This is a genomic window from Paenibacillus thermotolerans, from assembly GCF_028745515.1.
GTDB lineage: Bacteria > Bacillota > Bacilli > Paenibacillales > YIM-B00363 > Paenibacillus_AE > Paenibacillus_AE thermotolerans.
Map to the genome: position 1 here is coordinate 54009 of NZ_JAQZSG010000012.1, position 26408 is coordinate 80416.

At 56.8% G+C, this 26408-nt stretch carries 25 protein-coding genes, 2 pseudogenes and 1 riboswitch; of the genes and pseudogenes, 15 read left to right on the plus strand and 12 right to left on the minus strand.

The window, feature by feature from the left end:
• Positions 1 to 3: 3 nt before the first annotated feature.
• Complete coding sequence (locus PT964_RS12045; protein WP_274363599.1) at positions 4 to 717, minus strand: SDR family NAD(P)-dependent oxidoreductase; 714 nt, start codon at positions 715 to 717, stop codon at positions 4 to 6.
• Positions 718 to 938: 221 nt separating this feature from the next.
• Between PT964_RS12045 and PT964_RS12050 the strand changes: the two genes are divergently transcribed.
• The 4 genes from PT964_RS12050 (at position 939) to PT964_RS12065 (ending at position 5326) form a co-directional block, all read left to right on the plus strand.
• Complete coding sequence (locus tag PT964_RS12050) at positions 939 to 1886, plus strand: aldo/keto reductase family protein (RefSeq protein WP_274363600.1); 948 nt, start codon at positions 939 to 941, stop codon at positions 1884 to 1886.
• 92 nt (positions 1887 to 1978) lie between these two features.
• Complete coding sequence (locus PT964_RS12055; RefSeq protein WP_274363601.1) at positions 1979 to 2608, plus strand: ThuA domain-containing protein; 630 nt, start codon at positions 1979 to 1981, stop codon at positions 2606 to 2608.
• Positions 2609 to 2682: 74 nt separating this feature from the next.
• Positions 2683 to 4320 carry a glycoside hydrolase family 9 protein gene (locus tag PT964_RS12060; RefSeq protein ID WP_274363602.1) on the plus strand — a complete coding sequence of 546 codons (1638 nt, stop codon included), beginning with the start codon at positions 2683 to 2685 and terminating at the stop codon, positions 4318 to 4320.
• Between the two features lie 22 nt (positions 4321 to 4342).
• Entirely contained in the window at positions 4343 to 5326 is a 984-nt protein-coding gene (locus PT964_RS12065; RefSeq protein ID WP_274363603.1) for an aldo/keto reductase, read from the plus strand.
• A 279-nt stretch (positions 5327 to 5605) separates the two neighbouring features.
• Here the strand turns inward: PT964_RS12065 and ilvD are convergent, their stop codons facing one another.
• Entirely contained in the window at positions 5606 to 7276 is a 1671-nt protein-coding gene (gene ilvD, locus PT964_RS12070) for a dihydroxy-acid dehydratase (protein WP_425262712.1), read from the minus strand.
• Between the two features lie 168 nt (positions 7277 to 7444).
• Positions 7445 to 7488: riboswitch (PreQ1 riboswitch) on the plus strand.
• 123 nt (positions 7489 to 7611) lie between these two features.
• On the opposite strand from ilvD, the gene PT964_RS12075 reads away from it, so the two are divergent.
• From PT964_RS12075 to PT964_RS12085, 3 genes are all read left to right on the plus strand, one after another.
• Entirely contained in the window at positions 7612 to 8169 is a 558-nt protein-coding gene (locus PT964_RS12075; RefSeq protein WP_274363605.1) for a VUT family protein, read from the plus strand.
• A gap of 33 nt (positions 8170 to 8202) precedes the next feature.
• Positions 8203 to 9105 carry a WD40/YVTN/BNR-like repeat-containing protein gene (locus PT964_RS12080; RefSeq protein WP_274363606.1) on the plus strand — a complete coding sequence of 301 codons (903 nt, stop codon included), beginning with the start codon at positions 8203 to 8205 and terminating at the stop codon, positions 9103 to 9105.
• Between the two features lie 85 nt (positions 9106 to 9190).
• Positions 9191 to 10063: a hypothetical protein gene (locus PT964_RS12085; protein ID WP_274363607.1), complete on the plus strand. Its 873-nt coding sequence runs from the start codon at positions 9191 to 9193 to the stop codon at positions 10061 to 10063.
• Positions 10064 to 10325: 262 nt separating this feature from the next.
• Here the strand turns inward: PT964_RS12085 and PT964_RS12090 are convergent, their stop codons facing one another.
• Positions 10326 to 11204: an SDR family oxidoreductase gene (locus tag PT964_RS12090; RefSeq protein ID WP_274363608.1), complete on the minus strand. Its 879-nt coding sequence runs from the start codon at positions 11202 to 11204 to the stop codon at positions 10326 to 10328.
• Between the two features lie 143 nt (positions 11205 to 11347).
• On the opposite strand from PT964_RS12090, the gene PT964_RS12095 reads away from it, so the two are divergent.
• The 6 genes from PT964_RS12095 to PT964_RS12120 all read left to right on the plus strand — a co-directional run bounded on the left by PT964_RS12095 (position 11348) and on the right by PT964_RS12120 (position 17126).
• Positions 11348 to 12310 carry a helix-turn-helix transcriptional regulator gene (locus PT964_RS12095; RefSeq protein WP_274363609.1) on the plus strand — a complete coding sequence of 321 codons (963 nt, stop codon included), beginning with the start codon at positions 11348 to 11350 and terminating at the stop codon, positions 12308 to 12310.
• Positions 12311 to 12316: 6 nt separating this feature from the next.
• Complete coding sequence (locus PT964_RS12100; RefSeq protein ID WP_274363610.1) at positions 12317 to 12625, plus strand: hypothetical protein; 309 nt, start codon at positions 12317 to 12319, stop codon at positions 12623 to 12625.
• A 102-nt stretch (positions 12626 to 12727) separates the two neighbouring features.
• Positions 12728 to 13090 carry a response regulator gene (locus PT964_RS12105; protein ID WP_274363611.1) on the plus strand — a complete coding sequence of 121 codons (363 nt, stop codon included), beginning with the start codon at positions 12728 to 12730 and terminating at the stop codon, positions 13088 to 13090.
• Between the two features lie 131 nt (positions 13091 to 13221).
• Entirely contained in the window at positions 13222 to 14151 is a 930-nt protein-coding gene (locus PT964_RS12110; RefSeq protein ID WP_274363612.1) for an alpha/beta hydrolase, read from the plus strand.
• A 119-nt stretch (positions 14152 to 14270) separates the two neighbouring features.
• Entirely contained in the window at positions 14271 to 16013 is a 1743-nt protein-coding gene (locus tag PT964_RS12115) for a PAS domain S-box protein (RefSeq protein ID WP_274363613.1), read from the plus strand.
• Positions 16014 to 16127: 114 nt separating this feature from the next.
• A complete protein-coding gene (locus PT964_RS12120; RefSeq protein WP_274363614.1) occupies positions 16128 to 17126 on the plus strand; it encodes an LLM class flavin-dependent oxidoreductase in 999 nt (332 codons plus the stop codon).
• Positions 17127 to 17129: 3 nt separating this feature from the next.
• Here PT964_RS12120 and PT964_RS12125 read toward each other — a convergent pair whose 3' ends face one another.
• Positions 17130 to 18149: a LacI family DNA-binding transcriptional regulator gene (locus PT964_RS12125; RefSeq protein ID WP_274363682.1), complete on the minus strand. Its 1020-nt coding sequence runs from the start codon at positions 18147 to 18149 to the stop codon at positions 17130 to 17132.
• A gap of 238 nt (positions 18150 to 18387) precedes the next feature.
• Here PT964_RS12125 and PT964_RS12130 point away from each other — a divergent pair, with 238 nt between their 5' ends.
• Complete coding sequence (locus PT964_RS12130; RefSeq protein WP_274363615.1) at positions 18388 to 19239, plus strand: protein phosphatase 2C domain-containing protein; 852 nt, start codon at positions 18388 to 18390, stop codon at positions 19237 to 19239.
• 15 nt (positions 19240 to 19254) lie between these two features.
• Here PT964_RS12130 and PT964_RS12135 read toward each other — a convergent pair whose 3' ends face one another.
• The 7 genes and pseudogenes from PT964_RS12135 to PT964_RS12165 all read right to left on the minus strand — a co-directional run bounded on the left by PT964_RS12135 (position 19255) and on the right by PT964_RS12165 (position 24131).
• Positions 19255 to 19794 carry a hypothetical protein gene (locus tag PT964_RS12135; protein WP_274363616.1) on the minus strand — a complete coding sequence of 180 codons (540 nt, stop codon included), beginning with the start codon at positions 19792 to 19794 and terminating at the stop codon, positions 19255 to 19257.
• On the minus strand, positions 19710 to 20579 hold the full coding sequence (locus tag PT964_RS12140; protein ID WP_274363617.1) for a hypothetical protein: 870 nt from the start codon (positions 20577 to 20579) through the stop codon (positions 19710 to 19712). The genes PT964_RS12135 and PT964_RS12140 overlap by 85 nt, the downstream gene beginning before the upstream one ends.
• Before the next feature lie 49 nt (positions 20580 to 20628).
• Positions 20629 to 20691 (minus strand): annotated as a pseudogene (locus tag PT964_RS26535) (LysM peptidoglycan-binding domain-containing protein); the annotation flags it as partial.
• Positions 20692 to 20777: 86 nt separating this feature from the next.
• Positions 20778 to 21086 carry an AzlD domain-containing protein gene (locus PT964_RS12145; RefSeq protein ID WP_274363618.1) on the minus strand — a complete coding sequence of 103 codons (309 nt, stop codon included), beginning with the start codon at positions 21084 to 21086 and terminating at the stop codon, positions 20778 to 20780.
• Complete coding sequence (locus tag PT964_RS12150; protein ID WP_274363619.1) at positions 21083 to 21853, minus strand: AzlC family ABC transporter permease; 771 nt, start codon at positions 21851 to 21853, stop codon at positions 21083 to 21085. The genes PT964_RS12145 and PT964_RS12150 overlap by 4 nt, the downstream gene beginning before the upstream one ends.
• A gap of 93 nt (positions 21854 to 21946) precedes the next feature.
• Positions 21947 to 22868 (minus strand): annotated as a pseudogene (locus PT964_RS12155) (NAD-dependent epimerase/dehydratase family protein).
• A gap of 66 nt (positions 22869 to 22934) precedes the next feature.
• Positions 22935 to 24131, minus strand: coding sequence for a GGDEF domain-containing protein (locus tag PT964_RS12165; protein WP_274363620.1), 1197 nt, complete (start codon positions 24129 to 24131; stop codon positions 22935 to 22937).
• Positions 24132 to 24350: 219 nt separating this feature from the next.
• Here PT964_RS12165 and PT964_RS12170 point away from each other — a divergent pair, with 219 nt between their 5' ends.
• On the plus strand, positions 24351 to 25553 hold the full coding sequence (locus tag PT964_RS12170) for a glycosyltransferase family 4 protein (RefSeq protein WP_274363621.1): 1203 nt from the start codon (positions 24351 to 24353) through the stop codon (positions 25551 to 25553).
• A gap of 27 nt (positions 25554 to 25580) precedes the next feature.
• Here the strand turns inward: PT964_RS12170 and PT964_RS12175 are convergent, their stop codons facing one another.
• Positions 25581 to 26339, minus strand: coding sequence for an SDR family NAD(P)-dependent oxidoreductase (locus PT964_RS12175; RefSeq protein WP_274363622.1), 759 nt, complete (start codon positions 26337 to 26339; stop codon positions 25581 to 25583).
• Positions 26340 to 26408 lie beyond the last annotated feature (69 nt).

The window sequence follows — 26408 nt, forward strand, 5'->3', positions numbered from 1 at the left end:
CAATTACCAGACGAGCGCGTTGCCCTCATAGTCCAAATACATCGGATCGCCCGGCGATCTACCTTTGAGGACGATGTCGATTAGCCCTCTGGCGGAGTCGAGCGGCTCGACCGTGGCGTCCTCGTTCAGCACTCCGAGCATGTAAGACCGGACCCAGCCGGGGTGAAACGCCCATACGGTTACGCCCATCGGCTCGAGCAAGTTTTTCAGCGTGGCGGAAAGCATATTGACGGCTGATTTGGACATGGAGTAACCGAACTCCTTCGTCCTCCAGCAAGCTCCGACGCTGCCCGCTTCGGAAGATATGTTGGCCAGCGCCTTGCGCTCGCCCTTCAACAGCAGCGGAGCAAACCGGTGCGCTACGCGAAGCGGCCCGAGGGCGTTAATATCGTACATCTTCATGGCGGCATCGTAGTCGATGCTGCCGAATAAGTCCGCCGATCGGTCGATGAAGATCGCCGCGTTGTTGAACAGCACATCAAGACTGCCGCGTTCCTTCTCCACCCGCTCTGCGCAGCGGCTAACCGATTCAAGATCGGACACGTCCATCGGCACGACGGAGAGGCGGTCGCCGAACGCTTCCTTCATCGCGGACAGCTCCCCCCACTGCGGCATATGCTGTCCCGCGTACACATGGAACCCTTCCTGCAGCAAAATCTCTGTAAGCGCTCTCCCTAAACCTCGGTCGGCTCCGGTTACGAGTGCCGTTTGCACCATACAACATCATCCCTTTGTCAAAAATTTGACTGCTTCGTGAATTCGTATTCGAGGAATATATAAAAAATATAGCAATAGTATCACATATATGTCGCTGCTTTGAAACCCTCTTGAGTTATAATAGTGATGTAATAAAGGACCGAACGATGGGGAGCGGCAATCGCCGTCCGCCCAAATTGAATGCGCTTACGAAAGATTTTTATTATAGGAGGAGAAAACGGATGAAATATCGTAAATTAGGAAGAACGGGTCTCAAGGTAAGCGAAATCAGCTTAGGGAGCTGGCTTACATACGGAAACTCCGTAGCGGCGAACACAGCCGAGCAAATTATCGACAAGGCATACGAGCTTGGAATCAACTTCTTCGATACCGCGAACGTATACGAGCGCGGCAAGGCCGAAGAAGTCGTAGGAGCCGCGCTGCGCAAGTACCCGAGAGAATCTTACGTTCTTGCTACGAAGGTGTTTTGGCCGATGGGCGACGGCGTGAACGACCGCGGCTTATCCCGAAAGCATGTGATGGAGCAGGCGAACGCAAGCTTGAAGCGGCTGGGCCTCGATTATGTCGATATTTACTATTGTCACCGTTACGATCCGGAAACGCCGGTGGACGAAACGCTGCGGACGATCGACGATTTGGTCCGCTCCGGCAAGGTGCTTTATGTCGGCGTGAGCGAGTGGACGGCGGCACAAATTCAGGAGGCGCTCGGCACGGCCGACCGTTACATGCTGGACCGCATCGTCGTGAACCAGCCGCAGTATCATATGTTTAACCGTTACATCGAGAAAGAAATCGTGCCTTTGTCCGCGAGCAACGGGATTTCGCAGGTCGTGTTTTCGCCGCTTGCGCAAGGCGTGCTTACGGGCAAATATAAGCGCGGCGCCGCACATCCGGAAGGAAGCCGGGCGCTTGACCCTACCGCAAATATGTGGATCGGCGGATTGTTGACGGACGACTACTTGGCCAAGGTCGAGCAATTGTCGGGGGTCGCGGCCGAGCTCGGCGTTACGCTTTCCCAGCTCGCGCTCGCATGGGTGCTTCGTCTGCCGAACGTAGCCAGCGCGATCGTCGGCGCGAGCCGTCCGGAGCAAATCGTTGAGAACGCGAAGGCAGCCGGCATCGTGCTGCCGCAGGACGTTGTAGAGAAGATCGAAGGCATTTTGGCATAATCGATGGCAGAACATCACCGACTCCGGCAGCTTGGTTTACTGCATTTGCCGCTGGAGCCGGTGATTTTTTGCGAAATGGGGGAAGAGGGCGAATGAAGACGATTGTTGCGGTAGCGGGCGATTATTGGCATGACGGGGCGGCGATCGAAGAGGCGCTGCGGGCGGCGCTGAAGACGGAGCTTGCGTCGGAGAGCGTAAAGCTGAGCGTCATTCCCGCCGAGCTTCTGGCGGATGCATTGAAAGACGCTCCGGACGCGGTCGTGCTTTACAAAGAGGGCAAAGTGAATCCTACGGCTCCGGAGCCTGTGGAATGGATGACTGAAGCCGTCGAGGAAGCGATCGAACGATATGTAAGCGAAGGCGGCAAATGGGTCGCATGGCATTCGGGACTGGCGGGCTATCGGGCCGAAAGCGCCTATTACAAGCTGCTTAAAGGATATTTCGAGTATCATCCGAACGAGCATCAGGTTGTAACGTATACGGCTCTTTCGGAGGCTTTGGACGGAACGTATTCCGCGCCGGACGAGCATTATTTCGTGGCATGCGATACGGAGCATACAAACGTGTTTTTACGCGCAGAGTCGGTGGACGGAGAATCTCCGGCGGGCTGGCGGCATAGCCACGGGGCGGGTACGGTCGTCTGCTATACCCCCGGGCATACGTCGGCTTCTTTGATGGACGAGACGCAGCTGGGCTGGCTTCGGGCCGTAATCGTCGGTTGACCAGTCCAGGCTGACCAGAACGGGTCGGGTCGGGATGGGATGGGGGCATAACGGATTAAGGGGGAGCAGGGAAGATGGAAAAAGCGGCGGCGAACGGAAACGTTCATATCAATCAAATCGGCTATCGGGCGAAGGACCGCAAACGATTTATCGTAAACGGAGCCGAGGGTCCTTTTGAGGTGATCGATGCGTCGACGGGCCAAGCGGTCTATGCCGGGCTCACGCGCAGCAAGCCATTCGATCCGATCAGCGGCGATACGCCGGCCGAGGGAGATTTCGGCGATTTGCGCAAGGAAGGCGTCTATTACATACGAACGGCAGCGGGCGATACGTCCCATCCTTTTGAAATATCGGAAAGACCGTACCGTTCTCTAAACCATGCGCTGCTCAAGAGCTTTTACTTCCAGCGGTGCGGCACGGAGCTCGAGGAGCGATATGCGGGGCCGTGGGGCCACAAGGCATGCCACTTGGCGGAAGGGCTCGTACACGGCGCGGGGAACGAGCGGCTCCCGAGCTGCGGCGGCTGGCACGATGCGGGCGACTACGGCAAGTATACGGTCCCGGCCGCGAAGGCGATCGCCGATTTGCTGCTCGCCTTCGAATGCTTTCCCGGCGTCTTTGAAGACGAGATCCGTATTCCCGAATCGGGCAACGGTATTCCGGATATTTTGAACGAAGTGAAATACGAGCTGGAATGGTTGTTCAAGATGCAGCGCGATTCGGACGGAGCCGTGTTCCACAAGGTAACGACGAGACGGTTTCCGGGTCTGGACGTAATGCCCGAGGACGATACGGCTGAGCTTGTATTTTCCCCCGTTTCCGCGACGGCGGCCGGTACGTTCGCCGCTGCGACGGCAATGGCTTCGCGAATGTATAAGCCGTTTGATGCGGCGTTCGCCGAGCGGTGTTTAGCGGCGGCGGAGCGGGCATGGAAGCGGCTGGAGACGGAACCGTCCGCCGCAGGCTTCAAAAATCCGCCGGAAATTTCGACGGGAGAATACGGGGACCGAATGACCGAGGACGAGCGATATTGGGCGGCCGCGGAGCTGTACCGGGCGACCGGCGGGGATGCGTACCGGCGCAGCGCGGCGGAGTTGGCGGCATCGGGCGGCTTTCCGTTATACGAGCTTGGCTGGGCGAATGTCGGTGGATACGGAACGCTGGCGCTGCTGCTGGCGGCGGACGAGTCCGACGAGCAGGCGGAGCGTTTGAAGGCGGGCTGGCTCGAGCAGGCTGATGCCATAGCGGCGCAAGGGCAATCCGACGGTTACGGAGTCGCTCTCGCAGAGAGCGACTACATCTGGGGCAGCAACATGATCGTCATGAACCGCGCCATGCAGCTGATTTTCGCGCACCGGTTCGCAGGCGACGGGAAATATGCGGATGCGGCGCTGAATCAGTGGCATTATTTGCTCGGCGTCAATGCGCTGGATGTGTGCTATGTCACCGGCTTCGGCGGCAGCCCGGTCCGCCGTCCGCATCACAGGCCTTCCGTAGGCGATGGAGTCGAGGAGCCGGTTCCGGGAATGGTGGCAGGCGGGCCGAACAAAAATCTTCAAGACGAACAGGCGAAGGCACAGCTGCAGGGGCAGCCGCCCGCGCGCTGCTTCCTCGATCATATCGACAGCTACTCGACGAACGAAATGGCGATTTATTGGAATTCTCCCGCCGTGTTTGTGGGAGCGTTTTTCGACGGTTCGGATAACAGGTAAATGGCGGGAGCGGGATGAAGAGATGAAATATCGTCAATTGGGAAATACGGAGCTGAAGGTAAGCGAAATCAGCTTCGGTACGTGGGCCATCGGCGGAGCGTGGGGGAGCACGAACGATGCGGAGTCGCTTCGCGGGCTTCAGACGGCGATGGATGCGGGAGTCAATTTTTTCGATACGGCGGACGTGTACGGCGACGGACACAGCGAGGAGCTGCTGGCGAAGGCGACCAAAGGGAAGGAAGACGAGATTTATATCGCAACTAAATTCGTTCGGGGCGGCAATATTCACGATCCCGCCTCCTACACCGAAGCGTCGGTCCGCGCTTACTGCGAGGCGAGCTTAAAGCGGCTGAATCGCGAGCGGATCGATCTATACCAAATTCATTGCCCTCCGATTGAGATGCTGAAGGACGGCGCCGTGTTTGAAGTGCTTGATAAGCTGAAAGCCGAGGGGAAGGTGCGGCATTACGGCGTGAGCGTAGAGACGGCGGAGGAAGGCTTCGTCTGCCTGCAATACCCGGGCGTGAAGGCGCTGCAGTTTATTTATAACATATTCCGCCAGAAGCCGTCGGAGCGGCTGTTTCCGGAGGCGAAGGCGGCGGGAGTCGGCATTCTCGTGCGGCTTCCGCTGGCGAGCGGATTGCTTACGGGAAAATTCAACGAAAGCAGTACGTTCGCGGCGGACGACCATCGCAGCTTCAACCGCAACGGCGAGAGCTTCAACGTAGGCGAAACGTTCGCCGGTCTTCCGTTCGAGACGGGCGTCGCGTTGGCGCGAGAGCTTTCCTGGATCGCGGAAGACCGCGGCTCAATGGCAAGCGCCGCGCTTCGCTGGATTTTGGACAACGACGATATTACGTGCGTCATTCCCGGCTTTAAGACGGCGGAGCAGGTTCGCCAGAACCTAGAGGCAGCCGGCGTGCGGCCGTTTGCGGCGGAGGAGCTGGAGCGGCTGCGGGCGTTTTACCGGGAGCGGGTGCATCCGCATATTCGGGGGCCATATTGAGTTCGCTTGATCGTGTGCACCAGCCGGCGGCGCTAACGGAACGGAATGTCCGCTAATTCGGATATTTTAATAGAAAATCGCAAAATAACGGAACCGGATGTCCGTTAATCCCCGGCAAAATCGTGAAAAACGAGAAATATCCCTATTTAGCGGACAACTCGTTCCGTTAAATAGGGATATTATGTAAACTAACCGATTTTAGCGGACATCCGTTACCGTTAATTCAAAAAAAAGAACCTCGACACCTGCCGATTTCAGCAGATGTTGAGGTTATTCCGTTTAGATCTTCATCACGCCGCCGGTGGAAGCGGAAGTAACGAGCTTCGAGTAGCGCGCCAGGTAGCCCGTGCGCACCTTCGGCTCGAAGCCTTTCCAGTTCGCTCTGCGGCGCTCCAGCTCTTCGTCGCTGATCTTCAGCTCGATGCGGCGGTTGTTCAAGTCGAGCTCGATCATATCGCCGTCCTCGACGAACGCGATCGGACCGCCTTCGGCAGCCTCCGGCGATATGTGGCCGATCGAGATGCCGCGCGACGCGCCGGAGAAACGGCCGTCGGTAATGAGGCCGACCTTCGCGCCGAGACCCATGCCGACGATTTGGGACGTCGGAGCGAGCATCTCCGGCATGCCAGGTCCGCCCTTCGGTCCTTCATAGCGGATGACGACGACATGGCCTTCTTTTACTTTGCCGTTCGCAATGCCGGCAAGCGCTTCTTCCTGCGATTCGAACACGATTGCCGGACCGCTGTGGTAGCCGCCGACCGATTTGTCGACCGCGCCGACCTTGACGATGGCGCCGTCCGGAGCGAGATTGCCGAACAATACGGCAAGACCGCCCTGCGGGCTGTGCGGATTGTCGATCGGACGAATGACGTCGTTATTCAGAACAGGCGAATCCTGCACGTTCTCGCGGATCGTGCGTCCCGTCACCGTAATGCGGTCCGCGTGGATCGCGCCTTCTTTCTTCAACAATTCATTGAGCACCGCGCTCACGCCGCCGGCGTTGTGCACGTCTTCGATATGCCAGTCCGAGGCCGGCGCAATCTTCGCAAGGTGCGGCACGCGCGCAGCCACTTCGTTAATGCGGCCGATCGGGTAGTCGATGCCCGCTTCATGCGCAAGCGCGAGCGTGTGAAGCACCGTATTGGTGGAGCCGCCCATCGCCATATCGAGCGCGAACGCATTGTCGATCGCTTCGATCGTCACGATGTCGCGCGGCTTCAAGTCCATCTTGATAAGCTCCATCAGCTGCTGCGCGGATTTCTTGACGAATTCGCGGCGTTCCGGCGCAACCGCAAGAATCGTTCCGTTGCCCGGCAGCGCAAGACCAAGCGCTTCCGCCAAGCAGTTCATCGAGTTCGCGGTGAACATGCCGGAGCAGGAGCCGCAAGTCGGGCAGCCGTATTGTTCAAGCTCGGTCAAGCTTTTCTCATCGATCTTGCCGGCTTGGAATGCGCCGACGCCTTCAAATACGGAGGAGAGAGATATCGAACGTCCGTCGCTCGTCTTGCCGGCCTTCATCGGGCCGCCGCTGACGAATACGGTCGGGATGTTCACGCGAAGCGCGCCCATCATCATCCCCGGCGTAATTTTGTCGCAGTTCGGGATGCAAACCATCCCGTCAAACCAGTGAGCCGATACGACCGTCTCCAGCGAGTCGGCGATAATTTCGCGCGAAGGAAGCGAATAGCGCATGCCGATATGCCCCATGGCGATCCCGTCGTCGACGCCGATTGTATTAAATTCGAAAGGCACGCCGCCCGCCTCGCGGATGGCATCCTTAACGATTTTGCCGAATTCCTGCAAATGAACGTGTCCGGGAACGATGTCGATGTAAGAGTTGCAAACCGCGATAAACGGCTTGTCGAAATCCTCTTCTTTCACGCCGGCCGCTCTCAGCAAACTGCGGTGCGGCGCCCGGTCAAACCCTTTCTTGATCATGTCTGAACGCATTTTTTTCACCATTAGAATGTTCTCCCCCATCCCGCATACCTATTTTTAAAGTAGTCTATCATATTTTACGGAAGATTTCAGAACATTTTTGTTCCAACCTGCGATTGAAATTATTGCGAAATGTGTTATAGTCATGATGGAAAAAGAAGAAATCTAAGGCCATTCGCCTTAGGAGAGGTTCGCGAACTCCCTCTATAAAAAACTAAGAAGTAACGTTGCCGGCGTTCGAGCCGCACCGTTTCTTTGTTTTTTGCTTGAGAAGCAGGTTCCCGCAATCTCTGTCTTCTTTTCATACCGGACTCATGAGCCGCTACGAAAAGGGAGGAGATTTTTTTATGTCCAAAAGGTTTACCGCTTGTTTTATCGTTCTGTATTTGTTGTCGATCGTTTCCGCTAACGTTGTAACGGCGTCCTACGCTCCGCTGCAGCTCGGTTTTTTGATCATTCCCGCGGGGTCTTTCCTGATCGGAGCTACCTTTATATTGCGCGACCTCGTGCAGCAAGCCGTCGGACGCCGCAACACGTATGTTGCGATTATCGCGGCTTTGGCGCTTTCGGTGATCAGCTCCTACTTGCTTGGCGATACGCTTTGGATCGTGTTCGCGTCTGCGGTAACGTTCATTGTGTCCGAGACGACGGATACGGAAATTTACACACGGCTTAAGCTTCCGATGGCAAGAAGGGTGTTATACAGCGGCACGGCGGGCGGAATGGTGGACAGCATATTGTTCGTGGTTATCGGGTTGTCGCCCATCGGCGCGGGCTTCCTCAGCTGGGATCTTGTCGGATATGCGATTGCCGGCCAAATGCTCACGAAGGTGTTCATGCAAACGGTCGGCGCGGCTATATTTGCTGCGGCAACCTCCAAAAAAAATATTAGAGTATCCCAGTAAATGTGGAACGAAATGGATGAAAGGAGCTGAACGATGGCGAATAACAACAAAAGCTCTAAAATCGGTGCGGGCACGATCTTCGGCATCGTGATCGGTTTGTTCGTCCTCGTGTCGGTCATTGCGATTATCGTGAACGCGAACCATAAACCGGACCCGAATGTGCTGACGAAGAAGAGCCCGACGCATCCGCATACGTTCGGCTATTCCCCTGACGGCCGAACGCTATGGATCGGAACTCATACGGGAATGTATGAGTATAACGGCGGCAAGTGGATTCGGACCGTTCCGGCGATCGCAGACAATGACGTCATGGGCTATTACGTGAACGCGAACGAACCGAAAGTCATGTACATTTCGGGACACGGCTTCGTTAAGCGGACGGAAGACGGCGGCGCCTCGTGGAAGCCGATCGAGAACGGAATGCCGAACGCGCCGAAGCCGGATGTGCCGGATGCCCATATTTTGGCCCAGGATCCGAATGATTCGAAGCACCTGTACGTCTTTCTCGTGCAGCAGGAAAACAATGTGTACGAGACCACAGACGGCGGCGATACGTGGAATTTGGCGGGCACGATCGCGCCGGACGCTTATTCGATGTCGGTCGCTCCCGGCGGCAACGCGCTTCTGGTAGCGAGCGAAGCGGGCCTGAGGCAATACAGCTTCGGCCAAAACAAGAACGAGGTCATCGCCTATGTGGACAAGCCGGTGTATTATACTTACACTCTCCCTGCCGGAGAGGTCATCATTTACGGCTCCGAAGGCTTCCGACGCTCCCGGGACTTCAAGACGTGGGAGCCGATCGGAATCGATCTTGGCGGGGAGCAGCCGATCGGCTTGCGCGCGTCGCATGCCGACCCGAACCGGCTTGCCGTCGTGACGTTCGATTATTCCGTTTACGAAAGCGCCGACGGCGGAAACACATGGGATCAAAAATGAAGAAGGCCCGAACTTTCGCAAGAAAAGTTCGGGCCTTCTTTGGGCATAATTGGTGATACGATAAATAACACCAAAGGATGCTGCTATGTTTCCCAGATGGCAATGCACTAGCGGAAATACGTTTGCTTACCGTCTTTTTAAAAAACATCATTCCGAAATCCAAAGCTTGTACTGGGCTCATATGATCGCCGCTCACCGGACGCGGAACATCGTGAAGAAAGCCGACAAACGGATAAAGCCGACGTCGGTGTTCGGCCAAACGTCCAAATATTCGAAGCATGTTCCGGCTACGCTGGATCAATGGGAGCACAACTATAAGGATTTCAACAACTGGGTGCGGCTGTCGGCGGCCATGGCGATCAACGGCTACATGGAGCTGTACCTTCGCAAAATATGCGCGCTCGCCATCGAGTCGAATCCGGGCGTCATCATCGGAGCTCCGGGCGCGATTGACGGAGCCGCGCTGCTCAAATCGAGGCCCGGGTACAGCTATGCCGAGTATTCGGTTCATTTGGTGAAGGGAGATTGGAACAACCGTCTGGCCTTTTACGAAAAAATGTTCGGCGAAGCGCCGGCAAAGCTGAAGGAGCATGTGAAGGAGCTGAACGAGCTGCGCAAAATGCGCAACGGCGTAGGCCATTCGTTCGGCCGTTCGGTGGAGGATTACGAATCGGGGCTGCATTTGCATATCAAGCCGATGATGCGGCTTTCGGAGGAACGGTTCAACCATTGGCTGCGGATGGCGGACGAGGTTGCGCTCGCGATCGACAACCATTTGAAGGATACGCATATCGGCCATTATGAGCTGCTGCTGTATTATCATATGCAGGATAAAGGTGCGGACGGAGGGCAAAAAGACGAGTGCGGCGCTCTGCAGCAAAGGCTGAGCGCCGACACGGGCGAAGCGGTGGACGGAAGTTTGCTTGCTTCGATGATCGAGTTTTACCACGGTTTATAAACTGCTGCCCGGCCCGGCGCTTCGCCTGACAGTGCCCGCAACTAACGGAAACGAATGACCGCTAAAACGGGCTAGTTTACATAATTCGGCGAATTAACGGAACGCGTTGACCGCTAACACGGGTATTTCTCTCGATTTTTTGACTTTTCAACAAATTAGCGGACATCTTGTTCCGTTATTTCGTGGAATCGCGCCGATTGCCGCGAATTAGCGGACACCGCGTTCCGTTAAGTGCGCCCGAAATCGCATGCCATCGAATTTCTTACAGGTTCAAGCTCTTGTAATAGTTTCCCCAGTGCGGGCGCGTGCCGTCCGCGTCGGTAAAATCATATTCCTCGGACAAGCCCCATGTGCTGAGCGATTTCCCGGATTTGGCCGCCACATTCGGGTCAGAGCATAGCGCGGCGACGGCCGCCCCGATGTAAGCGGGCGTTTCCGAGGCGATAAAATGCGGGTCGATTTTCGTTGCGTCGCGCCAGTTCGCCTCCGTCACGCCGAAGTGGTCAAGCATGTACTCGGAACGCAGAAACCCGGGCGTAAGCGCCAGCGCCGTAATGTTATGCGGCTTCAACTCGGCCGCCATCGCCTCGGCAAGGTGTACCGCACCTATTTTCGCCAGGCTGTAATATAAATTTCCACGGTAATGATAGCCTTCGCCGTCCGTAATCTCGATGATGAGGCCGCTGCCGCGGGCAATCATCAGCGGCGCGGCGTAATAGCTCGTAATCATGTGCGAATGGACGGCCTGCCGCTGCATGAGAAGACCGTTATCCAGCGAATGCTCCCAGAACGGCTTGTCCCATTCGGACAACGGGTCTCCGCCCCAGACATCGTTCACGAGCACATCGAGCCGGCCGTCCTGCTCGCGCTTCACTTGCTCAAACAAGGCGCGGACCTCTTCCTCCTTCGTATGGTCCGTTCTTACCGGTATGCCTGCTCCTCCGGCGGCGGCGACGAGCTCGGCCGTCTCTTCGATCGTTTCCGCCCGGTTCATGCTCGAAGGCGCTCCTCGTACGCTGCGGCCGGTTACGTATACGGTCGCCCCCGCTTCGCCCAGCTTTACCGCGATGCCGCGGCCGGCTCCTCTTGTCGCCCCCGCCACGACGGCTACTTTTCCTTGCAACGGTTTTTGTGCGGACATGTCTTATCGACTCCTTTTCTACTCTTTGTGTGCTTCTTTACCATATCGCAATGAATAAGACATCTATTGTCATATTTGTATGATAAAATGATGTTGATTACATATCCCGCGTGAAATGGGGAAAGAAGGAGGAGGATGTGACGTTGCGCGCCGATCGGCTGCTCACGATATTGCTGCTTTTGCAGGAGGGCAAACGATGGACGGTCAAAGAGCTTGCGGAGCGGCTTGAAGTATCGGAGCGAACCGTTTCGCGCGATATGGAGGCGCTCTCCGCATCGGGCGTTCCGGTATATGCCGATCGCGGCTATGGCGGAGGCTGGAGACTTTCGGAAGGATACCGCACCGCGCTGAACGGGATGAGCGAGCAGGACGTAAGGCTGCTGCTGCTCGCGCAGATGTCCCGATTGTTCGACGATTTGGGCATACGCAGGCAGTCCGAGCGGCTGCTCGACAAATTGTCGGCGGCGGGACTAACGTCGTCGTCGCGCCGGGAGGCGAATGCGGTGAAGGAAAAAATCCATATCGACGGCGCCGGGTGGACGGAGTCGATGGAACGATTCCCGCATTTGCCGGCGCTGTACGATGCCGTCTGGAACGAGAAGACCGTCGTCATCCGGTATGCGCGGGAGGAGGAGACGGTGGAGCGGGAGCTGCATCCGCTCGGATTAGTGGCCAAGGGCAGCGTCTGGTATATCGTCGGCGCCGTCGACGGCGAAATCCGCACGTATCGGGCGTCCAGAGTGCTGGACGTGAAGGAGGGCGCCGCCGCATTCGAACGCCCGGCCGCTTTCTCTCTGGCGGACTATTGGGAGCGCTCGACGAGAGAATTTCGGTCGAACATACCGAAGTATCCCGCGACGGTCAGGGTGAAGACGGCCGCCATCCGGCGTTTAAGCTTCATACGTTTCGTGAATGTGCAGGTGATCGGGACGGAGGGGGAATGGGCAACCGCCGCCGTCGATTTCCAAACGCCGGAATATGCCTGCGGCGCGGCTCTCAGTCTCGGGACGGATCTCATCGTCGTCGAGCCTGCCGAGCTTCGGCAAGCCGTGAAGGACGCCGCCTCCGGAATTGCCGCCCTCTACAGCGGTTTTGGAACGGGTTGATTGGATATGATGATGGTTGGAGAACAATTTGATGAAGGGAAGCGTTTGGAGATGGACATTACCATTTTGAATGCGAGCATGACAAAAAATGAAGAAGGGTACGCGGGAACCGTGCAATTCCAGGTGGAGGGGCACTCCATTCCTTACGAAATGACCCTCTTTAGCGAAACGGGCGACGATTACGAGTACGGACTCCACTTCTTGAACGATTCGGGCAGCGAAGAGCAAATTACGAAGGTCGAGGAATATCTTGAAGAAAGCGACGATGCGTTCTACCGGCTCATTCAAGCGGCGGAGGAGTCGCTGAGCAAGTAACGCACGGTTCGAACGATTTGCGCGCTTCAATTGTTGTTGTAGACGGGCGCGGCAGCCGTTATGCTCTCCATGAGAGCTTCAGTCAACCGGGAGAGGATTATCGTGGCTAAAGTGCTTGTTGTGGATGATGCGGCGTTTATGCGGATGATGTTGAAGGACATTTTGCACAAAAACGGGCATGAAGTCGTGGGAGAGGCTGCGAACGGTTTCGAAGCCGTCCAAATGTATCAGCAGCTGAAACCCGATCTCGTTACGATGGACATTACGATGCCCGAGATGGAAGGCGTTGAGGCGCTGAAGCAAATCCGCAAGAAGGACCCGAACGCGAAGGTCGTCATGTGCTCCGCCATGGGGCAGCAAATGATGGTGCTGCAGGCCATCCAAGCGGGAGCCCGCGATTTTATCGTGAAGCCGTTCCAGCCGGATCGGGTTTTAGGAGCAGTAGAGAAAGCATTGGCACAGTAACGCCATAAGGAAGACCTCCTCTTATGTTGTAAGGCGGAGGTCTTTTTACTTATATACGGTTTACGTATGTTGACGATGTATGAGATAGTAAATGTTGCTTGGACTTGTGCGGCGTTGAAGGAGGAGGACGCATGATTTCGCAAACGTTTACATTTACGGATCCGAGCGGGCAAGCCGTATTCGTATACAGCTGGCTTCCCGATGAAGGCGTTCCGTTGCGCGGCGCCTTGCAAATTGCCCACGGGATGGTGGAGACCGCGGCCCGGTACGAGCGGTTCGCGTCGGCGCTGACCGAGGCCGGTTACGCCGTATACGCCAATGACCATCTCGGTCACGGCCAAACGGCCGGCGATGTAAGCTTGGTAGGGACGAGCGGCGACGACGGCTTTCGGCGGATGGTGGAGCATATGCGCCGATTGAACGGCATCATCCGCGAGCGGTATCCGCAGACGCCTCTATTTTTGTTCGGACAGAGCATGGGCTCGTTTTTGGCGCAGCGGTACGCGAGCGATTACGGCGATACGATACGCGGCGTTATATTGAGTGCGGCGAGCGGCAATATGGGGCCGATCATTCATGCGGGCGTTTACCTCGCGAAGCGGGAAATGAAGCGCAAAGGACCGCATTATCGCAGCAAATTGCTCAGGGCGCTGACATTCGGGGGATACAACCGTTCCTTCCGGCCGACGAGAACGGAATACGATTTTTTGAGCCGGGATCCGGAGGAAGTGGATAAATATATTAACGATCCGTACTGCGGGGTAACCGCCACATCGCAATTTTATTACAACCTGTTCACAGGGCTAAGGGACATTCACAAGATGGAACAATTGGAGCGCATACCGAAAAAGCTCTCGATTCATCTGCTCTCCGGCGATCGGGACCCTCTCGGAAAGAACGGAAAAGGCGTGCTTCGGTTGTACCGCACGTTCCGAAAGCTGGGCATCGAGGACGTTACGATCAAGCTGTACCCCGGCGGACGGCACGAAATGCTGAACGAAACGAATCGCGATGAAGTATTTCGGGATATGATCGGCTGGCTGGACGAACGTGCGCGTTAACGGGAAAAAAGGTACGGTCCGAGTTCCGTAGTTGACGCACGTTAACATTCGTTTACATATCGCAGAGCGGCATTTACAATGGAAATAAAATACATCCCAAGGCAGGTGCCGGCGCCTTCATGCCTTTGTCAACGAACGAGCTTTTGGATTTGTACGAGAATATTTTGAGTGAACGCGGCATCGGCATCGTCGTGCTGGACGAAAGCAGTCGGCTAAGCAGCATGAACTCGATGGCTTGCGGCATGCTCGGCATAACGGAACAGAACGCCGCCGGCCGGCTTTCCGAGCGGATGCTGCCTCCCGAATTGCTGGAGCTGCTTTCAAACGGTCTGACTAAAGCGGCGGAACAAGCTGAATTTCGGGTCGCCGACGCTTCCGGGCGAACCGTTTGGCTGCGCGGCCGGGTCCGTCAGCTTTCCTCCTCCCGCAGGTGCGTCGAGCTGCAGTACATGCGAGCGCCGGAGCCTACCATTTCGTACACCGAAATGTTAAATAAGCAGCAAGGCGCCATGTTCACCTTCCGTAAAATCGGCGGCGCGTTCGTGCACACGTTTTGCGGAGGCAAAATGTTGGACAAAATGGGGCTACGGAGCGAATGGATCGTCGGAAAGCGGCTCGAGGACTTTTTAAGCGAAGAAATGGCGTCGCAGAAGCGGCTTTATTACGAACGGGCATGGTCGGGGGAAGAAAACGTTCAATTCGAAGGCAAGCTCGGCTCCATCGCGTATTTGGCGTCGCTGCAGCCGATCCGCGGCAGCGGCGGCGATGTGATCGAGGTGATCGCTTCGTGCGTAGAAATAACGGAGCAGACCCGAACGATGAACGCATTGAAGGAAGCGGAAACGAAATACCGTACGCTCGTTGAGGAGGCTTTTTTCGGAATATGTATGCTGCAGGACGGCCGGCTTACGTATGCGAATCCGTCGATGGCGCATATTTTCGGTTACAACCCCGGAGATTTTATCGATACGCCTCTCCAGCAATATGTTGTGCCTGAGGATATTTCGCTGCTGCTTCGAAATATTGCCCGCTTATACCGCGGCGAGCCGGGACCCGCCATTCATATCAAAGGCATCCGCAAAGACGGCGGCCTTGTGGACTTGGAAGTAAGCGGAACGTTAATTACGGTGGACGACAGGCCGGCTATTCTCGGCATACTGCTGGACGTTACGGAAAAGAGAATGACCCAGGAAATGCTTCAGAAGGCGGAAAAGCTTTCGGTCATCGGCCAGCTCGCCGCGGGAATCGCTCACGAAATCCGCAATCCGCTGACCTCGCTCAAAGGCTTCGTTCAATTTATGAAACGGGGCCGTCAAGAAAATCCGTACTTCGACATCATGTTAAGCGAGCTGGAGCGGATCAATACGATCGTGAACGAGCTGTTGATCGTTGCGAAGCCGCAGGCGTCCCAATATCGAAGGAACGATCTGGTCACAATCGCGAAGGATGTCATGACGCTGCTTGAATCTCAGGCGCTGCTAAACAATGTCGCGATCCGGATGAATCATTCGGACGAGCCGGCCGTCGTAGAATGCGAAGGCAACCAAATCAAGCAAATGTTCATCAATATGGTCAAAAATGCGATTGAAGCGATGCCGGAAGGCGGAAACGTAACGATAGAGGTATTTTCCGGCAGCTCCGATCAGGTTATCGTGCTCATTCAAGACGAAGGGTGCGGAATTCCGGAGGAACGGCTCGCCAGACTCGGGGAACCGTTCTACAGCACGAAGGACAAAGGGACGGGGCTCGGTCTTATGATGTGCTATAAAATCGTGCAAGAGCACCGCGGACAATTGCGAATCGAAAGCAAAGTAGGGAAAGGAACGTGCGTGACGATCGTTTTCATGAAAAGCATGGCATAGCAGTCTGCCGGCCTATTGCTTCCTAATTGTCTCATCTCCAAACTAACATTGTTAGTTTTAGCGAGCGCTATGTTTCCTCTGCGTGTATAATATGAAATAAAGGAGTGAGGACGCATGAAGCTTGGCGTATTGGATCAGTCACCCGTGCCGGCGGGGGAAACGGCGGTTGATGCGTTCCGGCATACGATTCAGCTCGCACGGCTAGCGGAAAAGCTCGGATTTACCCGGTTCTGGGTATCCGAGCACCATGATACGCCGGGCTTGGCCGGCTCGGCGCCGGAGGTGCTGCTCGCCGCCGTCGGCGCGCATACGAGCTCGATCCGCATCGGCTCGGCCGGCGTGCTGCTTCCGCACTACAGCCCGTACAAAGTGGCGGAGCAATTTCGCGTGCTCGAGGCATTGTACCCCGGGAGGGTCGATCTCGGCATCGGTCGGGCTCCCGGAGGCATGCCTCTTGCTTCGCAAGCGCTGCGCTACGGCCGGGATAAAATTCGCGACGAGCAGTTCCCGGGGGCGTTGACGGAGCTGGCGGGGTTTTTGCAGGGCAATCTGGATCCCGAGCATCGCTTCGGCAGCCTCGTAACGACGCCTGTCGTCGGAACGGCGCCTGCGATGTGGCTGCTCGGCTCGAGCGATGTAAGCGCGAGGATTGCCTCGGAGCTTGGCGCGGCGTTCTCGTTCGCCCACTTCATCAACGGCGACGGCGGCCAAGAGGCGGTGCGGGCGTACCGGCGGAACTACATGCCGGGTCCGCTTGGCTCCGAGCCGCGCGTCAACGTATGCGTGACGGTCCTATGCGCGGATACGGACGAGGAGGCGGAGCGGCTTGCGGCGCCGCTCGATTTGCGGCTGCTGCTGTTCGAGCAAGGGCAGTTCCGCACGAGCTTTCCGTCTTACGAGGAGGCAATTGCGTACCGGTATACCGATTGGGACCGGATGCGCATCCGCGAAAACCGCAAGCGGATGATCGTCGGCGGGCCGGAGCGGGTAAAGGAGCAGCTGCTGCAATTTGCCGAAGATTATGGAACGGACGAGCTGATCGCCGTGACGAACACGTACGATTTCGCCTCCCGCGTCCGATCTTACGAGCTGCTTGCGGAATTGTTTATATAGCGTTTAAGAATTAGGCGATGCGGAAGAGCCGCGCACGATCAGCGACGCAGGGAGCAACACCTCCACATGCGGCTCATCCCGGTTATTCATTCTCCATAGCAGCAGTTCGACGGCTTTTCTTCCAAACTGCTTTAAATCCACCGTAACCGTAGTCGTAGCCGGATTCGTCAAGCGGGACAGCCGGCCGTTATCGAAGCTGCATACGGAAACATCCTTCGGAATTTGCAGGCCGAGCTGCCGAAGCGACGAGGTGACCATAAATCCGAGCCCGTCGTTCACGCAAAACCATGCGCTCGGCTTTTCTTTCAAGCCGCTTATATAGCGTTCAACGAAAGCCGGCTCCTCCTCCGCCGCCGTTTCGATCCAACGTTTGTCCTCAGACATTCCGTACGTTTCTAGCGCAAGCCTATAACCGTCCAGCCGTTCCCGATAGCTTGGAGAAAAAGAGGTGTTGCCCATAAATCCGATACGTTTGTGCCCCAACCGTATTAAATGCCGTACCGCTTCATAAGCGCCGAAACGGTTGTTGGTCAAGACGCAGTCCGTCCGAATGTCGGGATCGTGATGATCGATCATCACGGCAGGAATTCCTCTCGATAAAATGACATTCAAATAATCGGTGCTTAAGTGCGATAAAACGAGCACGCCGTCGACGGACGGCGTCGAAAGGAACGAAGGCAGCAGAAGACTTGCGACCGCCTCATCGGATATCGATTGTATCATTAATTGCAGGCCGTGTTTCGAGCATTCCTGCTCGATGGTTAAGCAAATCTCCCCGAAAAACTGCTGCGAGAAAGCGAAATCGGACGAAATAAGCGCGACGCGTGCCGCCTTCCCCCGTGCTTCGTTTTTATTTGATGCGCCTTGTCCGGGATAAACATAACCCATTTGCATAGCGGTCGATACGACCAATCGGCGCGTTTCCTCGCTGACGCCGTCTTTTCCCGCAAGCGCTTGCGAGACTGAATTTTTCGAGATGTTAAGCTTATCGGCAATCGCCTGCATCGTTACTCGCGATTTCATCACCCGGTTATACCTCATTTATAACATGATTTATCGATACAATTTGTAACGTTACGATTATATCGAACCATAATAGAAGATTCAAAGGGAAATTGTTCGATTCGATTGTAATTGACAAATTGCGTCGGCTAGTTGAATAATACATTATAAAAAAGTAAGTAACGTGACTTTACACATTGTAACGTTACATCTAGGTGTGTTGACGCGGTTAATGCTGTGAGTTATGGAGGATAGGGATATGAATATTGAAAAATTGAGCATAAAAGGCAGCGGCGTATGGAACGAAGACGCGCTGCTTGCGGAAGAGGACCGGCTTGTGTTCGGCGTAATCGACGGCGCCACGTCGCTCGTTCCGTTCCGGGGGAACCAAGGCGAAACCGGAGGGTATTTGGCGTCGCGCATCATCGGGGATTCGGTGCGGAAGGCTGTAAGCGGCGGTGGCGGGAACGTCTCGTTGCGCGATTCGCTGGTTGACGCGAACCGGGAATTGAGGCTCGAGATGGAACGCTGCGGCATCGACACGTCGGCGAAGGAGCAGCTGTGGGGGGCGGCGGCCGTTGTCGTTCGGATCGGCGAGCGGTCCGTCGAGTATGCGCAAGCGGGAGATTGCATGCTGATCGCGGTATACTCGGATGGAACGATTCGCGCGGTGACCCGCGACCAGACCGCGCATTTGGACGGCGAGACGCATAGGCTTTGGGCGGAAGGCGTTGCGAACGGACTGCGCAGCAAAGACGAGCTGTGGCGCTGCGTGCTGCCGCAAATTGTGTCGGGACGCCGGTTGACCAACACGGCCGAAGGGTATGCGGTATTGAACGGAGATCCCGAGCTGGAAGGATATGTGGAGTACGGAGCGATCAACCGGATTCGGTTGAAGGCTCTTTTATTGATGTCGGACGGCCTGTACGTCCCGAAGCCTCCCGGCGAGACGCCGTTCAATGCCGAGGAAGCATGCGCGAAGGTGATGGAGATGGGCCTTGCCGAGTATGTCGATTGGCTGGTGCGTCTGGAGCAGTCCGACGAAGCTTGCTTACGGTATCCGCGGGTGAAAACGTCGGACGACAAAACGGCGATATGGATCGAGCTTTAGCGGCGGGCTCTCGGATCAGGCGGGCCGGGCGGAAACGGATTGCAGCGTCTCGATCAAACGTCTGAGCAGCTCGTCGATATCGCTGAGCCGATCCTCGCCCCATTTATTGCAGAACGTCATTGCAACGGCGTATTCGCTTCCCTCCGGCGAAGCGGCAGCCTGCGGCTGCGCGGGGTCGACGGAAACGGTAAGCGAATGCCGAATTTCCGCATCGGGAAACCATAACGATTCAATGCTTCCGTGGATTGCGGCGATGTCCTTCACCCGTTCCCCGGGAAGCGTGAGCAGCAGCTCCATACGGATGCCCGGGGGCTCCTCGTTCAGCGAAGCCGCGTGCCGTTCCGCCGTGAAATCCTCAAGACCTGAGAACAGACGGAGCTCGGCGCGGGCCGACTGCCCGGGAAGCGACGCGCTTATGCGAAAGGAGCGCGACATGCCGGCCAGATCGATCAGGTCCTCCCGGCCGACGACTACGATCGCACCTTCCCGGTCCGCATCGTAGAATGCTCCTTCGACGACAACCTTCCAATTATCAAATGCGGTAGGATCGAACAATAGCATGCGACCTTCTTTCTTATGTACTTGTTTCGGCTTATTATATAGTTTGCCCAAAAGAGCAGCCTTCGGCAATGTGCCGAAGGCTGCTCTTTCGCGATTATTGTCGCAGCCGGCCTGCTCTCAATCGCGGGGGATCCGGCTTTCGAGGCGCTGCAGCTCTTGGCCGATTCGGCGAGTTTCCTGATGAAGCTGGCCGATCTCCTGCTCCAAGCGGTCGATTCGTTGGTCGGGCCGCGTTTGGCCTGGGAAGCCGCCTGGGAAGCCGCCCGGAACGCCGCCCGGAACGCCGCTTGGGAAGCCGCCTGGGAAGCCGCCCGGAACGCCGCCTGGGAAGCCGCCCGGAACGCCGCCTGGGAATCCGCCCGGAATACCGCCTGGGACTCCACCTGGGAAACCGCCTGGGAGACCGCCTGGGAAACCGCCTGGAACTCCGCCTGGAACGCCGCCTGGGAAGCCGCCCGGAACGCCGCCTGGGAAACCGCCCGGAAGACCGCCTGGGACTCCACCTGGGACACCGCCTGGGAGACCGCCTGGGAAACCGCCTGGAACTCCGCCTGGAACGCCGCCTGGGAAACCGCCTGGGACTCCGCCTGGGAAACCGCCTGGAACTCCGCCCGGTAAACCGCCTGGGAAACCGCCCGGGAAACCGCCCGGGACGCCGCCTGGGATGCAGCCTGGGACGCCGCCCGGGAAACCGCCCGGGATACCGCCCGATATACCGCCGCCCGGGGCTCCACCGGGTATCCCGCTGCTTGAAGGAATGCGCAATCTTTGACCTGCATAGATCGTATCGCCTTGCAGGCTATTCGCTTGAATAATGGATTGCATGTTGACGCCGAATCGGCTGGCAATACCGAACAACGTATCGCCGGGCTGCACTACATACGTGAACATACCGTTAACTCCTCCAATAATAGTAAGTAAGAACGGTACAGTATATGTGCCCGTAGGCGTTTTGACTGGGCGATATGCCTACTTATTCACAGCAGCAAGCCGGCAAAATAAACGGCGGCGATGCTGCCGACCACCACAAGCAGCAGGTTGGCTTTGAGCAAGGCAAGCGCAAGAGCGGTGCATGCGCCGATGACCGCCGTGGCCGGCCGATCCGTCGAATACAGCACGCCCGGAAAGATGAGCGCTCCAAGCGCCGCATAAGGAATAAACCGGAGCTGTCTGCGCAGAAACGGCGGCAGCCGCAGCCGGTGAAGGACGACAAGCGGCAGCATCCGCGGAACGTAAGTTACAATAGCCATCGTAATGATCATGATGATGAGCGCGGTATCGTTCATGGGGTCGGCTCGTCCTTTTCGGATTTTTCTTTAAACAGCAGTGCGCCGGCCGCAGATGCCAGAACGGTGGAAATCATAATGACCCAACCGGAGGACAAGCCTGCAAACAGCGGAAGCCAGTGCAGCGCGGATGCGACCGTCACGGATACGCCCGTCACTGCGATAGCGGGGCGCGCTTTGCGCAGCGACGGGACAAGCAAGCCGATAAACATGGCGTAAAGCGAAATGCCCATGCTGCTTTGCAGGCTGGCGGGCAGCGCGGTCCCGAGCGCCATGCCGAGCCAAGTGCCCGCGTTCCAGGATGCGTACGCAACGAAATTAAGCCCGAGCAGCAGCTTCGGCTGCAGCCGTTGTTCTTTACGCAACGAAGCGACCGAAAACGTCTCGTCCGTAATGCCGAATGCGATCAAGCCGAGCATGCCGCGGGACGTGTTGCGTTCTATGCGCTGGGAGAGCGTCGTCGACATCAGAAAATGCCGGAGATTCAGGATGAAGGTCGTCGTGACGATTTCCCAAGCGGCGAAGCCGAGCGCGATCATGTTGGCGCCGACGAACTGGCTCGCTCCCGCATAGATCAGCAGCGACATGGCCGCCGTGTGCCACCACTCGATGCCGGAAGCGTTCGCCAACAGGCCGAACGCGATAGCGATCGGGATATACCCGAGCCCGATGACGGCTCCGGCTTTCATTCCCTCCCGCAAGGGCTTGTCTGTGCCGGCCGGTGACGCTGCCGTTGCGTTCGTTGCTTCAACCGGATTGTGCTGCATCGATTGATCTCCTCGTCTGTCAAGCAATGTTGTCGAAAGTGTCATCCTTTTATTTTATCAGAAATGGCCTTTGTGAAACGAAAGCCCGAGGCGTCACATTCGCCCCAGGCTCCGATAATATGCGAGCGTCGCCGCAATTCCTTCCCGCAGCGATACTTGCGGCGTCCAGCCCAAGTCCCGCTTCGCTCGTGCGTTGTCCAGACGGCTGTGCTCGATTTCGCCTTTGCGCGCCTCGCGGTATTCCGCTCGAAACGGCACGCCTGCCAGCTCGCACATCAGCTTCAGCAGCTCGTTCACGCTCGTCGCCACGTTCGTGCTGATGTTATAGATGCCCTTGCTGCCGCGGTCCAGCGCGGCAATGTTGGCGGCGGCGACGTCCTTCACGTACACGAAATCCCGCGTCTGCCCGCCGTCTCCGTACACAATCGGCGTCCCGCCGCTAAGCAGCCGTTCCGTGAACTTCGCCACGACGTTGCCCTCGCCGCGCGGATCCTGCCGCTCGCCGTATACGTTCGAATACCGCAGCACGGTGTAATCGAGTCCGTACAGCTCGCTGCACGTCGCGATGTAATGCTCCGGCGTATGCTTCGATATGCCGTAGAACGAAATCGGCTCGAGCCGATGGCTTTCGTCTATGGGCAGCACCTCCGGCTTCCCGTAGACGGCTGCGGACGAAGCGTAAATGAGCTTCGCAATGCCGTAATCGCGGCACGCCTCCAGCACCCGAATGGTGCCGGAAATATTTACGTCCGCGTCGAACGTCGGCCGCCTGAGCGAGGTTTGGATCGATCTGGGCGGCTTGATGAATGACGATGTCGGGCGCGAAACGGCCGAACGATTTATACAGGCCGATGCCGTTGATGTCCCCTTCGAAAAACACGGCGTCCTCGTGCAAGTTTTCCATCCGTCCCGAGGATAAATTGTCGAGCACGGCGACTTGATGCCCGCGTTCGATGCAAGCTTCGACAATATGGGAAGCGATGAACCCGGCGCCTCCCGTCACCAAAATATTCATACCCGTTCCCCCTGCCGGAAATCAGCCCCGAAAGGCTGCTTCTACCAAGATATTCGGGACGAGAGGCTAATCGTTCGTGACAGACGCCCGTTTCGCAGTTGAAATATGTTTATATCCGGTGACCCGGTTTTTGCCGTTCTTTTTGGAATAGTACATCGCCTCGTCGGCCTGCTTCAGCAGCGTCTCTCCGGTTATGCCTTTGCGGTATTTGCTCCAGCCGACGCTGACGGTGACGCCCGCTTCCGCCTCGACACGGGAGCGAGCACGCTCCGCCGCCTCCGCCGGATCGACGTCCTCATCGGTGATCAGCATCACGATTTCCTCGCCCCCGAAGCGCCCGGGAATGCCGATCCCTTCCGCCTCTTCCATTACGATCGCAGCCACATGGCGCAGCGCCTCGTCGCCCCGCTGGTGCCCTTGCGTGTCGTTCAGCTTTTTGAAATTGTCGATATCGGTAAAGATAACGCTCACCGGTATGCCGCTTTGCACGTATTGATTAAGTCTGCGCATAAAAAACCGGCGGTTAAACAGCCCGGTCAGCCCGTCCGTAATGGAGGAATGGTATACCGCCTGCATCAGCTCGAGCACCCGCTCGAATATGAACAGAAAGATGATGAAGAAATAGACGACCGGGAAAAAATGCTCCGCCAAACGCAAACCGTCCGCCGTTCCATCGAACACATACGAATTCAACACTTCCGCCGAGTGAGTCAAAAAGTAGACGACAAGACCGATTTGATACGTTTTGGTCTGGCCGACCGAATGCGTAATGAAGTAAAAGCAAAACAAGATAAGACCATACAAATACAGATCCATCCATATATTGAGAAATGCGTGAACCTGCTCCACAGGCAACCCTTTGACATCGGTCAGCAGCTTGGTCGCCGCATAATAACGCAAGGCCATTAACGCCAAGGCGATAAATACGCCGATGTAAGCCAGCGCGGCGATTTTCCGTTTGGTGGTATTATAGAGCTGGTACAGGCCGACGTTCATCAAAATAAAGGATACGGTCTGCAGCCCCTGAACGATATAATGGTCCTCACCCCCGCTCTGCAGGTTCGGACGATCCCCCAGCACAACGATGAGCGCATGCTGCGCTGCGATCAATACAATGGAGAACGTAAGCGAAAAATACGCTTTCTTCCTTCGGGAAAGCATTAACCGCACGGACATGGTAAACATAAGAAAGAGCAATAGCAAAATAAGAAGCGCGGACACTGTGCCGCCTTGTGAACCGAGAAACAAATCGCGAACCGTCATGCTGCAGGGGCCTCCTTAGAGAAATCATCCTTATTCTAGCAAAAAAAATGAAGCGCGTCTGTGTACTAGGACACGTTGTAAGCGTTTACATTAATATAAGGAGCTCCGAAACGTTTGGGTGTAAGGTTTGAGGCCGTCGTCGTTGTTCGAAGGCGAGTATTTTTGTTAAGATGTCTAAGAGTCTCAAATTATTTGAGCTGTACCGCGGGAGGGACGTACTTGAACATATTGCAGGCTTTATTTTTTCCGCCGGAGCAGCCTGGCGGGGTTTCGTCGATGGTGCCGTATGTGCAGGAACGTTTTGCCAGGATGGGCTGGGAGACGGATTTGTTTTCGATTCCGAAGAGGGTTAGAGGCAAGGGGACGGGACCCTTCGAGTTTACGACGTTCGATCATCGGGAGTTTCAAGGCTCGCCGATTGTAGATAAATATATCCAGACGCTGAAGGATTACGAATGGTGGACGAAGCTGCGCATCGGCAAGCGATACGACTTGATTCATGCGCATCATCCGATCGCGGGGCTTGTGATGAAGCGGGTGTTTCCCGAAACGCCGGTTTTGATGACGGTGCATTCCAGTTATGAGCGCGAGTTGATATTGAACGAACGCATTTCGAAGGGAAGCGTCGAGGAAAAGTTCCTGACGTCGCTGTACCGCGAGCTTGAGGCGACGGTTGACCGGCTGATGACGGTGTCCGAATCGTTCAAAGAGTATATGAGCGAATATGTGGACCATCCGGAAAACATTTTGGTCATCCGCAACGGGTTCGACGAGAAGCGCTTTAAGCCGATCGCCCACGACAACGAGGTGCCCCAGCTGGTCTCGATGTGCCGCCTTGTGCCGGCGAAAGGGCTCGACGTGCTCGTTCGCGCCTGCGCCGAGCTGAAGCGGCGCGGGTTGCCGTTCGTGCTTCATATGATCGGCGACGGCCCGATGCGGGAAGAGCTGGAGAAGCTGGCCAAGGAGCTCGGAGTTTACGATGACATTATTTTTTACGGATATATGCTGCATCCCGAAGAGTTTATGCCGTTCTTCGATGTATTCGTACTCCCCTCCCGGGCGGAGGCGTTCGGCAACGTCTTTGCGGAAGCGGCGCTGTGCTGGCTGGCGCTCGTCGGCACGAATGTCGGCGGCATCGCCGAGCAGATCGAGCACGGAGTGAACGGACTGCTTGTGCCCGTCGACGACCCCGATGCGCTGGCGGATGCGCTGGAGCAAGTCGTGATCGATCCGTCGTTCCGGTATGAGCTGTCGCGTGCGGCGTGGGAGCGGGCGAAGCGGACGTATTCGCTCAACCGCGTCATTCGGCAGCTGAAGCGGGTGTATTTGGAAGCGGTGCCTGCGGGCAGCGAAGCCGCGGCGCATATTGCGGCCGCGGCGGCCGACGCCTCCCCCGATTCCGACGACGAGCCGGAGGAGTGAGTGCGTGGTAGTGCGGGTTACTGCGGGTTATTCTTCGTAGATCATTTTGACGGTCATGCCGCCGTCGATCACAAGACGTTGGCCGGTGATGAAGCCGGCCTTGTCGCTGACGAGGTATAGACAAGCCTCGGAAATATCGTCGGGCGTTCCGACGCGCCCGACAGGATGCTGCAGCCGGTCCCGCTCGCTATGGACCGGCTGCTGTGCGCGCTCGCTGAACTGCCAGTCGCGCGTTTCGATCCAGCCGGACAGGACGGCGTTGACGCGGATATTGTGCGGCCCGAGCGAGACCGCCATCGCGTGCGTAAGCGCGAGTATGCCGCCTTTGGAAGCCGCGTACGCCTCCGTGTCCGGCTCGGACATCAGCGCGCGCGTGGAGGAAATGTTGACGATGGCGCCGCCTCCGTTACCGGCCATAACGCGCGCCGCGATGCGCGAGCACAGGAACGTGCCGCGCAGATTCACGCCGATGACGCGGTCCCAATCGGCGATCGGCAGCTCCAGCATCGAGCCGGAGCGGCCGATGCCCGCATTGTTGATGAGCGCATGCAGCCCGCCGAGCTCCTCCACCGTAAGGCGGATCCAGCGTTCGACGTCTTCCTCCTTCGCCACGTCCGCGGCGAAAAACATCGCTTTGCCGCCCATCCGCCGAATGGCGCGAATGACCTCGAAGCCGGCAGCTTTGTCCACGTCGCAAATCGATACGGCATATCCCCGGGCTGCGAAGCGCATGGCGAGATTTCGGCCGATGCCTTGCGCTCCTCCTGTAATTGCAGCTACCTTCATGAAGCTTCACCGCCTCGTTTTATTTACATTTTTTGATTTATTGTAGCGGAACGAGAGGCTAGGTACAAC

Excerpts from the sequence above, each read along its gene's own strand:
- PT964_RS12045 (WP_274363599.1), bottom strand. The coding sequence starts at position 717 with ATGGTGCAAACGGCACTCGTAACCGGAGCCGACCGAGGTTTAGGGAGA.
- PT964_RS12050 (WP_274363600.1), top strand. The coding sequence starts at position 939 with ATGAAATATCGTAAATTAGGAAGAACGGGTCTCAAGGTAAGCGAAATC.
- PT964_RS12055 (WP_274363601.1), top strand. The coding sequence starts at position 1,979 with ATGAAGACGATTGTTGCGGTAGCGGGCGATTATTGGCATGACGGGGCG.
- PT964_RS12060 (WP_274363602.1), top strand. The coding sequence starts at position 2,683 with ATGGAAAAAGCGGCGGCGAACGGAAACGTTCATATCAATCAAATCGGC.
- PT964_RS12065 (WP_274363603.1), top strand. The coding sequence starts at position 4,343 with ATGAAATATCGTCAATTGGGAAATACGGAGCTGAAGGTAAGCGAAATC.
- ilvD (WP_425262712.1), bottom strand. The coding sequence starts at position 7,276 with ATGCGTTCAGACATGATCAAGAAAGGGTTTGACCGGGCGCCGCACCGC.
- PT964_RS12075 (WP_274363605.1), top strand. The coding sequence starts at position 7,612 with ATGTCCAAAAGGTTTACCGCTTGTTTTATCGTTCTGTATTTGTTGTCG.
- PT964_RS12080 (WP_274363606.1), top strand. The coding sequence starts at position 8,203 with ATGGCGAATAACAACAAAAGCTCTAAAATCGGTGCGGGCACGATCTTC.
- PT964_RS12085 (WP_274363607.1), top strand. The coding sequence starts at position 9,191 with ATGTTTCCCAGATGGCAATGCACTAGCGGAAATACGTTTGCTTACCGT.
- PT964_RS12090 (WP_274363608.1), bottom strand. The coding sequence starts at position 11,204 with ATGTCCGCACAAAAACCGTTGCAAGGAAAAGTAGCCGTCGTGGCGGGG.
- PT964_RS12100 (WP_274363610.1), top strand. The coding sequence starts at position 12,317 with ATGATGATGGTTGGAGAACAATTTGATGAAGGGAAGCGTTTGGAGATG.
- PT964_RS12110 (WP_274363612.1), top strand. The coding sequence starts at position 13,222 with ATGATTTCGCAAACGTTTACATTTACGGATCCGAGCGGGCAAGCCGTA.
- PT964_RS12115 (WP_274363613.1), top strand. The coding sequence starts at position 14,271 with ATGCCTTTGTCAACGAACGAGCTTTTGGATTTGTACGAGAATATTTTG.
- PT964_RS12120 (WP_274363614.1), top strand. The coding sequence starts at position 16,128 with ATGAAGCTTGGCGTATTGGATCAGTCACCCGTGCCGGCGGGGGAAACG.
- PT964_RS12125 (WP_274363682.1), bottom strand. The coding sequence starts at position 18,149 with ATGAAATCGCGAGTAACGATGCAGGCGATTGCCGATAAGCTTAACATC.
- PT964_RS12130 (WP_274363615.1), top strand. The coding sequence starts at position 18,388 with ATGAATATTGAAAAATTGAGCATAAAAGGCAGCGGCGTATGGAACGAA.
- PT964_RS12140 (WP_274363617.1), bottom strand. The coding sequence starts at position 20,579 with ATGCAGGTCAAAGATTGCGCATTCCTTCAAGCAGCGGGATACCCGGTG.
- PT964_RS12145 (WP_274363618.1), bottom strand. The coding sequence starts at position 21,086 with ATGAACGATACCGCGCTCATCATCATGATCATTACGATGGCTATTGTA.
- PT964_RS12150 (WP_274363619.1), bottom strand. The coding sequence starts at position 21,853 with ATGCAGCACAATCCGGTTGAAGCAACGAACGCAACGGCAGCGTCACCG.
- PT964_RS12165 (WP_274363620.1), bottom strand. The coding sequence starts at position 24,131 with ATGACGGTTCGCGATTTGTTTCTCGGTTCACAAGGCGGCACAGTGTCC.
- PT964_RS12175 (WP_274363622.1), bottom strand. The coding sequence starts at position 26,339 with ATGAAGGTAGCTGCAATTACAGGAGGAGCGCAAGGCATCGGCCGAAAT.